The sequence below is a fragment of the Neobacillus sedimentimangrovi genome (assembly GCF_010614825.1).
GTDB lineage: Bacteria > Bacillota > Bacilli > Bacillales > Cytobacillaceae > Neobacillus > Neobacillus thermocopriae.
This window is the reverse complement of the sequence record NZ_JAAFZF010000067.1, coordinates 1-11018: the sequence shown is the minus strand read 5'-3', so window position 1 is coordinate 11018 and position 11018 is coordinate 1. Positions and strand designations below refer to the sequence as shown.

Annotated in this window: 7 protein-coding genes, 10 tRNA genes and 2 rRNA genes; all 19 read left to right on the top strand. The window is 40.1% G+C overall.

Translation table 11 applies throughout. From position 1 onward, the window contains the following. Positions 1 to 236, top strand: a 23S ribosomal RNA gene (locus tag GZA11_RS15345); the annotation flags it as partial. A 146-nt stretch (positions 237 to 382) separates the two neighbouring features. Continuing rightward, positions 383 to 499: ribosomal RNA gene (gene rrf / locus GZA11_RS15340) — 5S ribosomal RNA — on the top strand. A 10-nt stretch (positions 500 to 509) separates the two neighbouring features. Beyond that, positions 510 to 584 (top strand) — tRNA-Asn (locus GZA11_RS15335). A gap of 26 nt (positions 585 to 610) precedes the next feature. Further along, positions 611 to 683, top strand: a tRNA-Thr gene (locus GZA11_RS15330). 18 nt (positions 684 to 701) lie between these two features. Then, positions 702 to 773, top strand: a tRNA-Glu gene (locus GZA11_RS15325). Positions 774 to 780: 7 nt separating this feature from the next. Further along, positions 781 to 856 (top strand) — tRNA-Val (locus tag GZA11_RS15320). A 176-nt stretch (positions 857 to 1032) separates the two neighbouring features. Continuing rightward, positions 1033 to 1105 (top strand) — tRNA-Thr (locus tag GZA11_RS15315). Between the two features lie 8 nt (positions 1106 to 1113). Continuing rightward, a tRNA-Tyr gene (locus GZA11_RS15310) sits at positions 1114 to 1198 on the top strand. Between the two features lie 46 nt (positions 1199 to 1244). Then, a tRNA-Gln gene (locus GZA11_RS15305) sits at positions 1245 to 1319 on the top strand. Positions 1320 to 1327: 8 nt separating this feature from the next. After that, positions 1328 to 1400 (top strand) — tRNA-Lys (locus GZA11_RS15300). Positions 1401 to 1456: 56 nt separating this feature from the next. After that, a tRNA-Gly gene (locus tag GZA11_RS15295) sits at positions 1457 to 1531 on the top strand. Positions 1532 to 1537: 6 nt separating this feature from the next. Next, positions 1538 to 1613: transfer RNA gene (locus GZA11_RS15290), tRNA-Ala, on the top strand. A 255-nt stretch (positions 1614 to 1868) separates the two neighbouring features. Then, positions 1869 to 2768, top strand: coding sequence for an arginase (gene rocF, locus GZA11_RS15285; RefSeq protein ID WP_038538595.1), 900 nt, complete (start codon positions 1869 to 1871; stop codon positions 2766 to 2768). Positions 2769 to 2988: 220 nt separating this feature from the next. Beyond that, entirely contained in the window at positions 2989 to 3552 is a 564-nt protein-coding gene (sigW, locus tag GZA11_RS15280; RefSeq protein WP_038538597.1) for an RNA polymerase sigma factor SigW, read from the top strand. Between the two features lie 17 nt (positions 3553 to 3569). After that, a complete protein-coding gene (locus GZA11_RS15275; protein WP_038538600.1) occupies positions 3570 to 4193 on the top strand; it encodes an anti-sigma factor family protein in 624 nt (207 codons plus the stop codon). Positions 4194 to 4324: 131 nt separating this feature from the next. After that, entirely contained in the window at positions 4325 to 5152 is an 828-nt protein-coding gene (cdaA, locus tag GZA11_RS15270) for a diadenylate cyclase CdaA (RefSeq protein WP_163184324.1), read from the top strand. Further along, on the top strand, positions 5145 to 6401 hold the full coding sequence (locus GZA11_RS15265; RefSeq protein ID WP_163184323.1) for a CdaR family protein: 1257 nt from the start codon (positions 5145 to 5147) through the stop codon (positions 6399 to 6401). The genes cdaA and GZA11_RS15265 overlap by 8 nt, the downstream gene beginning before the upstream one ends. A 38-nt stretch (positions 6402 to 6439) precedes the next feature. Then, positions 6440 to 7792, top strand: coding sequence for a phosphoglucosamine mutase (gene glmM, locus GZA11_RS15260; RefSeq protein ID WP_038538610.1), 1353 nt, complete (start codon positions 6440 to 6442; stop codon positions 7790 to 7792). Between the two features lie 964 nt (positions 7793 to 8756). After that, complete coding sequence (gene glmS / locus GZA11_RS15255; protein WP_163184322.1) at positions 8757 to 10559, top strand: glutamine--fructose-6-phosphate transaminase (isomerizing); 1803 nt, start codon at positions 8757 to 8759, stop codon at positions 10557 to 10559. Positions 10560 to 11018: the final 459 nt, after the last annotated feature.

The window sequence follows — 11018 nt, the reverse complement described above, 5'->3', positions numbered from 1 at the left end:
ACCGGGATGGACGCACCGCTGGTGTACCAGTTGTCTTGCCAAAGGCACCGCTGGGTAGCTATGTGCGGAAGGGATAAGTGCTGAAAGCATCTAAGCATGAAGCCCCCCTCAAGATGAGATTTCCCATGGCGTTAAGCTAGTAAGATCCCTGAAAGATGATCAGGTTGATAGGTCAGAGGTGGAAGCACGGTGACGTGTGGAGCTGACTGATACTAATCGATCGAGGACTTAACCAATTGAAAAAGTGATTGCATTCGCTTTTGGCGAACTCGTTCTTCCATACTTCTTCTGCATTATCTAGTTTTGAGGGAATGAAAAAATTTAAATTTCCTCTTGCAAAATATAAAAAAGGCATTATAATAAAAAAGTGTCGAATACATGGTCTGGTGGCAATAGCGAGAAGGTCACACCCGTTCTCATACCGAACACGGAAGTTAAGCTTCTCAGCGCCGATGGTAGTTGGGGCGAAAGCCCCTGTGAGAGTAGGACGCTGCCAGGCTTTCAATCATTCCGCAGTAGCTCAGTGGTAGAGCTATCGGCTGTTAACCGATCGGTCGCAGGTTCGAATCCTGCCTGCGGAGCCATTTTATTTTTAAAGAAATTTAGGTATGCTTCCATAGCTCAGCAGGTAGAGCACTTCCATGGTAAGGAAGAGGTCAGCGGTTCGAGCCCGCTTGGAAGCTTTTCTAATTAAATTATACGGCCCCTTGGTCAAGTGGTTAAGACACCGCCCTTTCACGGCGGTAACACGGGTTCGAATCCCGTAGGGGTCATCACTTTGGAGGATTAGCTCAGCTGGGAGAGCATCTGCCTTACAAGCAGAGGGTCGGCGGTTCGATCCCGTCATCCTCCACCATAATTATTTTCAATAAGATATATGCCGGCTTAGCTCAATTGGTAGAGCACGGCCGAATAAACATCTTGATTAAACTTCAGCATACTGACCGAGCTGCGGCTTGAAATAGCTTACTGAGGTCGGGATGACGAAAACAAAGTGCGTGTTGTAATTTAGTTTTTTAAACGAATAAAAACGCCGGCTTAGCTCAATTGGTAGAGCAACTGACTTGTAATCAGTAGGTTGGGGGTTCAAGTCCTCTAGCCGGCACTGTTTTCGGAGGGGTAGCGAAGTGGCTAAACGCGGCGGACTGTAAATCCGCTCCCTCAGGGTTCGGCGGTTCGAATCCGTCCCCCTCCACCACTTATATTTTTTAATAAGACGGATAGAATATTAAATGATTCAATATTGGGCTATAGCCAAGCGGTAAGGCAACGGACTTTGACTCCGTCATTCGTAGGTTCGAATCCTGCTAGCCCAGCCAAATGAAGTGAGCCATTAGCTCAGTTGGTAGAGCATCTGACTTTTAATCAGAGGGTCGAAGGTTCGAGTCCTTCATGGCTCATATATCAAACATTATGCCCCAGGATTATGAATCCTAGGGTTTTTACCTGTGATAATGCGGAAGTAGTTCAGTGGTAGAACACCACCTTGCCAAGGTGGGGGTCGCGGGTTCGAATCCCGTCTTCCGCTCCAAATAATGGGGCCTTAGCTCAGCTGGGAGAGCGCCTGCTTTGCACGCAGGAGGTCAGCGGTTCGATCCCGCTAGGCTCCACCATAACATAACACTACATATATACTAAATAAAAAGTTTTCAAGGGGTTATCCATTTCTGGATGCCCCTTTTTGTATATGATATAACATGATATATCATACTCTTGATCTTCTATTATCATTCTTCGAACAAATTAGCTGCCAATGCCCTATTTAACTTATTTCTCGCCGTATATATATACATAATTTTGTAGAGTTGAGTCATAGGTTTGAAAGCGGTTAAAATATATGTAAAGTACATATAGGAGGAACAACGATAATGAAAAAGAAACTATCAATAATTGGGATGCCTATGGACTTAGGACAAATGCGCCGGGGAGTGGATATGGGACCGAGTGCAATCCGATATGCCGGAATTAATGAAAGACTTAAGCCGCTTTTTGACGAAATACATGACTTAGGGGATATTGCGATTGGCAGACCAGAGGTTATTGTTGATCAAGAATCAAATCTTAGAAACTTAGATTTAGTTGCAGAAAAAAATGCCTTGCTTGCCGAAAAAGTAGATGAAGCAGTCCAAGCTGGATGGTTCCCATTAGTTCTTGGAGGTGACCATAGTATAGCAATCGGTACTTTAGCAGGTGTGGCTAAGCACTATAAAAATCTTGGCGTTATTTGGTATGATGCTCATGGTGATTTAAATACCGCTGAAACTAGCCCTTCTGGAAACATTCATGGAATGCCCTTAGCGGTTAGTCTTGGAATCGGGCATTCAAAATTAACTGAAATTGGAGGATATACACCAAAGATTAAACCAGAGAACGTTGTCATTATTGGTGCAAGATCACTAGATGAAGGTGAAAGAATTTTAATTAAAGAAAAGGGAATTAAAGTTTACACCATGCATGAAATTGACCGCATGGGAATGGCGAAGGTAATGGAAGAAACGATTGCCTACTTGAAGGAAAGAACGGATGGTGTACACCTTTCACTTGATTTAGATGGATTAGATCCAAGTGAGTGTCCAGGGGTTGGAACACCGGTAATAGGTGGTATTAGCTTCAGAGAAAGCCATTTGGCAATGGAAATGTTAGAAGAATCCAAAATTATTACTTCTGCAGAATTTGTTGAAGTAAATCCAATTTTAGATGAAAAAAATAAAACAGCATCTATAGCTGTTGGCTTGATGGCTTCCTTATTTGGAGAAAAACTCTTATAATAATCTAAAGCAGCTGCTCAATGCGGCTGTTTTTTTATAAGGTGTTTTTGCTCGATGATTATTCAACATAAAACACTTGGCTCTAATTATTTTATTAACAATTATTGCTAATTTATTGTTAAAATTATAGTTATTGAGAAAAAAACTTCGTCAAGAAATGAAACTTTTTTGTTAGCGATTCGTATTATCGTATAGTAGCATTGGAGCTGAGGAAACTTAAATGGAAGCAATAATAAAAAAAAGAATAAAACAAGTCATTAAAGGCGACCAAGATGCATTCGGAGAAATTATTGAAATATATAAAAACAGCGTCTACCAATTATGCTACAGAATGCTAGGAAATCGGCATGAAGCTGAAGATATGGCACAGGAGACGTTTATTCGAGCCTATGTAAATATAAAATCGTTTAACCAAGATCGGAAGTTTTCCACTTGGCTATTCCGAATTGCTACCAATCTTTGCATTGACCGAATACGGAAAAAGAAACCTGATTATTACTTGGATGCGGAAGTGGCTGGAACGGAAGGTTTAACGATGTATTCACAGCTTTCTTCTGAAACACAGTTGCCAGAAAAGGAGCTTGAGAGTTTGGAACTTCAAGAAACGGTACAAAAGGAAATTTTGAAACTCCCTGAAAAATACCGTTCAGCCATCATATTAAAGTACATTGAAGATCTTTCGTTAAATGAAATTAGTGAAATTTTAGACCTTCCGATTGGAACAGTCAAAACAAGAATTCACCGTGGACGGGAAGCTTTGAGACAACAATTAAGGTATGTGTGAATAAGAGGTGAATAGGAATGTGTCCAGAACATATTATAGAACTAATGCACGAATATTTGGACGAAGAAATTAGCCCTATTAAGGAAAAAGAACTTAGAGAACACCTCAAAAGCTGTAAAGAATGTGAAACCATTTTTCATGAATTGGAAAAATCTATTGCTTATGTTAAAAGCATTTCAAATTTACAAGCACCTGAACATTTCACTGCAAATGTGCTTGCTCGTCTACCAAAGGAAAAGAGGAAGGTATTGATGGGGCGCTGGCTGAAACAGCATCCATTCCTTGCTGCCGCATCCCTTTTTCTTGTATTAATGACAGGAAGTGTGCTTTCTACCTGGAATCAAGAGCGTGAATTCTCCGTATCCAAACAGGAAAATTTAGTTGTTAAAAACAATACAGTCATAGTTCCTGCAGGGGAAGTAGTTAAAGGCGATGTTATTGTTCGAAACGGGACATTGAAAATTGAAGGAGAAGTTCAGGGAGATGTCACAGTAATCAATGGGGAGCAATACCTTGCATCCGCTGGGCATGTGACGGGAGATATAGAGGAAATTAATGAAGTTTTTGATTGGATTTGGTATCACATAAAAAAGACGGCGAAAGAGGCTACAGAATGGATTGAAGGATCGGATGCCAAATAAATGACGAATCACTCAAGATTGAGTGGTTTGTTTTTTTTGCCTATCAACATATAATAGGTTAAAAGATATTTTATGTTATAATATATGAGTTGTCATTTCATTTTTTTAGCATACGTTACGGAGGAAAAACCATGCCGTTTGCCGATTGGACATTCTGGAAGTACATATCAAGTGTTGTTGATATTTTGGTTGTATGGTATGTCATTTATAAATTAATAAATCTAATAAGAGGGACAAAGGCAGTTCAGCTATTAAAAGGGATTCTTGTGATATTGATTGTTCGGGTAGCCAGTGATTTTTTTGGACTAACCACCTTGAGCTGGATGATGCAGCAAGTCATTACTTACGGATTTCTTGCAGTAATTATCATTTTTCAACCCGAATTGAGGCGGGCGCTTGAGCAATTAGGTAGAGGGAAGTTCTTCTCAAGAAGCACAGGTGTTGTTGATAATGAACAGGAAAAAACTGTGGAAGCTATTATTAAAGCTACAGATTATATGGCCAAACGCCGAATAGGTGCCTTGATTTCGATTGAAAGAGAAACAGGCATGAGTGATTACATTGAAACAGGAATTGCTTTGAACTCCCATATTTCATCTGAACTGTTGATTAATATTTTTATCCCAAACACTCCCTTACATGACGGAGCTGTTATTATTCAAAAAAACAATGTGGCAGCTGCAGCATGTTATTTGCCCTTATCTGAGAGTCCTTTTATTTCAAAGGAATTAGGAACGAGACATCGGGCAGCTTTGGGCATCAGCGAGGTAACAGATAGCATTACTGTAGTGGTTTCTGAAGAAACAGGAAATATTTCACTTACCAAAAATGGAGAGTTACATCGGGATATAAAGGTAGAAGGATTAAGAGAACTGCTTACTGATGAGCTTCTTAATCATAATAAACCGAAACAAGCTTCTTCAGCTCGTTGGAACTGGAGGGGAAAAAGCAATGGATAAATTAATGGATAATCCTTGGTTTATTAAGGGGCTTGCATTAGTTCTTGCTATACTACTGTATTCATCCATCGATCATCCGGGAAGGAAGTTAACAGAGTCTTATGTGCCAGGTGAGGAGTCAGAAGAAACCATTAAGGATTTTCCGGTGACGGCCTATTATGATACAGAAAACCTGGTGGTTTCAGGGATCCCAGACACAGTGGATATTACCATCAAAGGTCCAATTACACATGTTCAAACGGCTAAAGCTTTGAGAAACTTTGAAGTTGTTGCTGATTTGACTAATGTTAAGATTGGTAAGCAAAGGGTGAAGCTTGAGGTCAGGGATCTTTCTGATAAATTAAAGGCAGAAATCAAGCCAAAATCGGTAACTGTGACGATCCAGGAAAAAATAACAAAAGAGTTTCCTATAGAAGTGGAATTTAATGCAAATCAAGTGGAAGATGGTTTTTCTTCAGGAAAGCCTGTGGCTGAGCCTAAAAAAGTGAAAATAACTGGTGCAAAAAGTGAAATTGACCGAATTGTTTATGTCAAAGCCGTACTTGAAGTAAAAAATGTATTAAAAGAAACGATAACAAAAGAAGCACGTATTCAAGTTCTTGATAAAGACTTAAATAAATTGAATGTAGTTGTAGAACCTGAAACGGTTAAAGTAACCGTTCCAATTAAACAAAGTGTTAAAACTGTGCCCATTAATGTGGTAAAGAAGGGAAATCCGCCAGTTGGTGTTACGATTCAATCCATTGAGCTAGATCAGAATGAAGCAGTCATTACTGCAAGCGAGGAAGTGCTAAAAAAAACCGATAGCGTGAGAGTTGAGGTTGATGTTAGTAAAATTTCAGATAACACAACTCTCGAATTGCCAGTCATCATTTCTAACGGGATAACAAAAGTGACACCGCAAATGGTAAAGGCAACGGTCACGGTTTTAAAAGAGAAAGAGGAAGAGATAGAAGAAGAGAAAGAGGAAGAGAAAACAGTTTCAGGGATTCCAATCCAAATACAAGGGTTACCCCAGGAATTAAAAGCTCAGATTACAGACCCGGCAAATAAAAGGATTAATATAGTGGTGAACGGGCCGTCCAATGCAATCGATGAAATTGATCCTAATGACTTTCGGGTATATGTAGATTTATCGAATCTCCAAGAAGGAAGTCATCAAGTAAACATTCATGTGGAAGGTCCTCCAGATATTAAATGGGAGCCGGAGAAATCTTTAGCAAAAATCACGATAACAAATAATGCATAAAGAGCAGCAATATTTATGTTGAAGGAGCGAATCTAATTATGGGAAAATATTTTGGTACCGATGGTGTGCGCGGAGTTGCTAATACAGAATTAACACCGGAACTGGCTTTCAAGATAGGTCGATTTGGTGGCTATGTTTTAACCAAAAATCAAGCTCGTCCAAAAGTACTAATTGGACGTGATACACGAGTTTCTGGGCACATGCTTGAAGGAGCACTTGTTGCAGGTTTGCTTTCCATTGGAGCGGAAGTGATGCGACTTGGCGTTATTTCAACACCAGGAGTTGCATATTTGACGAAAGCCCTGGGAGCACAGGCTGGTGTCATGATATCTGCGTCTCATAATCCGGTAGCTGATAATGGAATTAAATTTTTTGGGCCGGATGGTTTTAAACTCTCGGACGAACAAGAGCAAGAGATTGAAGAATTAATGGATTTACCTGAGGACAAATTGCCACGACCAACCGGTGCGGATCTTGGGCAGGTAATGGATTACTTTGAAGGAGGTCAAAAATACCTTCAATATTTAAAAAATACTGTGGACGAAGATTTTTCCGGCATACATGTTGCACTTGATTGCGCGCATGGAGCCACATCTTCCTTAGCACCGCATTTATTTGCTGATTTAGATGCAGATTTAACGACAATGGGTGCATCTCCTAATGGATTAAATATAAATGATGGTGTCGGTTCAACCCATCCGGAGGCTCTTGCAAACTTAGTTAAGGAAAAAGGGGCAGATGTAGGTCTTGCTTTTGACGGTGATGGAGATCGTTTAATTGCGATTGATGAAAAAGGAAACATTGTGGACGGAGATCATATTTTATACATATGCGGAAAATATATGAAGGAACATGGGCGTTTGAAGCATAATACGATTGTCTCCACTGTCATGAGTAATCTTGGTTTTTATAAAGCGATTGAAAGCCAAGGTATTCAAAGTGTACCAACGGCGGTTGGCGATCGTTATGTCGTTGAGGAAATGAAGAAAAATGGCTTTAATCTTGGCGGTGAGCAATCAGGTCATATCATTTTCCTTGACTATAATACAACGGGTGACGGGTTATTAACTGGTCTTCAGTTAGTAAATATTATGAAAGCAACGAAAAAGAAACTTTCTGAATTAGCCGATGAACTTAAAAAATATCCTCAGAAGCTTGTAAATGTAAGAGTGACGGATAAGCATCAAGTGACAAATAATGAAAAGGTTAAAGAGGTTATTCAGCAAGTGGAAGCTGAAATGGAAGGAAACGGTCGAATTCTCGTTCGTCCTTCAGGAACAGAACCACTTGTCCGTGTTATGGCCGAGGCACCGACAGAGGAATTATGTGAGTCCTATGTAAACAGAATTGCTGCTGTAGTGGAGCAAGAAATGGGATTGAAAGACGAATAATCACAGTCTAAAGAAGCGGTTATTTATAACCGCTTCTATTTTTTATAAGATACTATCAGTTCGACTTCCGAGAATTGTCTAGCTCTAGTCTCCTAGCGGCTAATATCCCTCGGTCTGCTCCCTACGATAAGGCAACATTGAATGGCCTTCGTCTCTACGTGTTTTCTTTATCTCATGGAGGCCACCACAAGGAAGACTTCAATAGTATAAACATCGCACGACCGAAAGCGATAGCTTTTGGGAGGAGGCTATACGCTGCTGAACAGGGGGCTTTCGCTTTTCAAATTAGATAAAGAAAATATCTTTTTGACTTCGAGAATGGTCTAGCTCCAGCCCCCTAGCGGAAAGACACTTTCGGCCTCCGCCCTACGATAAGTCAACGTCGAATTGCCTTCGTTTCTTCGTGTTTCCTTTATCTCATGGAGGCCACTACAAGGAATACTTCAATAGCATAAACATCGCACGACCGAAAGCGATAGCTTTTGGGAGGAGGCTATACGCCGCTGAACAGGGGGCTTTCGCTTTTCTAATAACCAAATTGATAATGGTTGCATATATTAAGGTATATGTTTGTATTGTTGTAGTTAATTTTTCCATATCTATTGACGTACTCTTTCTATTCATGTAGTATTAACTTGCTTTAGTTTATTTTATTAAGCAATTTTTTTAGAAAGGAGGGCAGTAGGTAGGTAGTTTTTTTAAAAGCGCCTGGACTAACCATCAGCGGTTTGGTTAGTTGACGAGGAGGAGGTTTATCGAGTTTTCGGCGGATACCTCCCGGTTGAGCGCACAACCGATAATTCCTTCTTTAAAACACAGGGGTAACTCTGTGCACAAAGGGAAGGATATGCGCATACTCAAATTAATGATTGAAACAGGTATTGAAAGATACCTAAAAAACGGAGATAAGGGGGCAAGTATGCCTCCATGGTTCTTGCCCCCTTTAGTAGGGAGGAACTAAAAAATGTGCGGAATAGTTGGTTATATTGGATATAACGATTCAAAAGAAATTTTATTAAAAGGTTTAGAAAAGCTTGAGTATAGAGGATACGATTCAGCAGGAATTGCTGTTAGAAACGAAGAAGGAATTCATGTTTTTAAAGAAAAAGGCCGTATAGCAGATTTGCGTAACATCGTGGATGAAAAGATTATTGCCCCTGTTGGGATCGGACATACACGCTGGGCAACACACGGTGTACCGAGCAGGGTTAATTCTCACCCACATCAAAGTGCATCTGGACGCTTTACTTTGGTTCACAATGGTGTGATTGAGAACTATGATCTGCTAAAGCGTGATTATTTGGCTGATGTAGCATTTGCAAGTGAAACGGATACAGAAGTAATTGTGCAGCTAGTTGAAAAATTTGTAAATAAAGGAATGGAAGTGTTAGAAGCATTCCGCAAAACACTGACACTCTTACATGGTTCTTATGCGATTGCTCTATTAGATGAACAAGACGCAGAAACAATTTATGTGGCGAAAAACAAAAGCCCGCTTCTAGTTGGTCTTGGAAAAGGATTTAATGTTGTGGCAAGTGACGCAATGGCGATGCTTCAAGTTACAAACCAATTCGTTGAACTAATGGATAAAGAAATTGTCATTGTGAAAACTGACAAAATTACTATTCAAACTCTAGAAGGGGAAATCATTAATCGCGAACCATATACTGCAGAACTTGACGCCAGTGATATTGAAAAGGGAACTTATCCTCATTACATGCTAAAGGAAATTGATGAGCAACCAGCTGTAATGCGTAAAATTATTCAAACCTATCAAAATGAGCAAGGCCAACTTGCTATTGATAGTGAAATTATCAACGCAGTAAAGAATTCAGACCGTATTTATATCATTGCTGCGGGTACCTCTTACCACGCTGGTCTAGTTGGAAAGCAACTAATTGAGAAAATGGCGAAAATTCCTGTGGAAGTTCATATTTCCAGCGAGTTTGGGTATAATATGCCACTTCTTTCTGAAAAACCATTGTTTATATTCATTTCACAAAGTGGTGAAACAGCAGACAGCCGTGCCGTTCTTGTACAAGTAAAAGAGATGGGCTATCCATCACTAACCATTACAAATGTACCTGGATCTACTCTGTCTCGTGAGGCAGATTATACATTATTATTACATGCTGGCCCTGAAATTGCAGTTGCCTCTACAAAGGCATACACCGCTCAGATTGCTGTGTTAGCAATTTTAGCAGAAGTAACAGCCAAAAGCCGTGGTATGGAAGTAGGCTTTGATTTAACGCAAGAGCTTGGCTTGGTGGCTAATGCGATGGATGTCCTTTGTGATTCTAAGGAATTGTTTGAGGTGATGGCGAGAGAATTCTTCGCTGTGACTCGTAATGCCTTCTTTATTGGTCGCGGCATTGATTTTTATGTTGGCCTAGAGGGTGCCTTAAAGCTGAAGGAAATTTCCTATATTCAAGCAGAAGGCTTTGCCGGAGGAGAATTAAAGCATGGAACGATTGCTTTAATTGAAGAAGGAACTCCTGTCATTGCACTTGCGACTCAGGAAAGCGTTAATTTAAGTATTCGAGGCAACGTGAAAGAGGTTGTTGCCCGCGGAGCAAATCCATGTATTATTTCCATGAAGGGTCTTAACATGGACGAAGATAGCTTCGTTATTCCTGAAGTACATGAATTATTAACACCACTTATCTCTGTCGTACCATTACAATTATTAGCTTACTATGCCGCATTACACCGTGGCTGCGACGTTGACAAACCACGCAACCTTGCGAAATCTGTCACCGTTGAATAATTAAGTGGAGTTTTATTAAATACTTTGTTAAAAGAAAATAAAGTTTGCATAATGAGAAAAATGTCCGCTTAAGAAGAAAAAAGTTTGCACAAAGTCTCGTGAGTGTATCCAGAGTATGGGTATATTTACGGGGCTTTTTTATGTCCGTTGTGGACTAACAAAGGTTTTTCATGAGGAACAAGGTTCCCCTTACGGGTAGGAAATTCCTGTAAAAGGTAAGTGCAAGGGGTGTTACGTCTCTCTGAATGAGAACAAATCCAATTAGGGAAGCGTACGTCCAGCAACGTGCAACACGCAACAAGCAAGGTCCTCGCCCATAAAAAAATAAATATTGAATCGGCTACACTTAACTGGACAATAAAAATAAGGTCAAGTAGACTAACCACCAAATTTGGGCATACTGCTTACTGTCATAAGAGATCCATTCTAGAAACTTTACGTGGAGAAGCGGGTATGCTA

What these genes read in the sequence shown, in the direction of transcription:
- sigW (WP_038538597.1), top strand. Translation starts at nt 2,989, where the DNA reads ATGGAAGCAATAATAAAAAAAAGAATAAAACAAGTCATTAAAGGCGAC.
- GZA11_RS15265 (WP_163184323.1), top strand. Translation starts at nt 5,145, where the DNA reads ATGGATAAATTAATGGATAATCCTTGGTTTATTAAGGGGCTTGCATTA.
- glmM (WP_038538610.1), top strand. Translation starts at nt 6,440, where the DNA reads ATGGGAAAATATTTTGGTACCGATGGTGTGCGCGGAGTTGCTAATACA.
- glmS (WP_163184322.1), top strand. Translation starts at nt 8,757, where the DNA reads ATGTGCGGAATAGTTGGTTATATTGGATATAACGATTCAAAAGAAATT.
- rocF (WP_038538595.1), top strand. Translation starts at nt 1,869, where the DNA reads ATGAAAAAGAAACTATCAATAATTGGGATGCCTATGGACTTAGGACAA.
- GZA11_RS15275 (WP_038538600.1), top strand. Translation starts at nt 3,570, where the DNA reads ATGTGTCCAGAACATATTATAGAACTAATGCACGAATATTTGGACGAA.
- cdaA (WP_163184324.1), top strand. Translation starts at nt 4,325, where the DNA reads ATGCCGTTTGCCGATTGGACATTCTGGAAGTACATATCAAGTGTTGTT.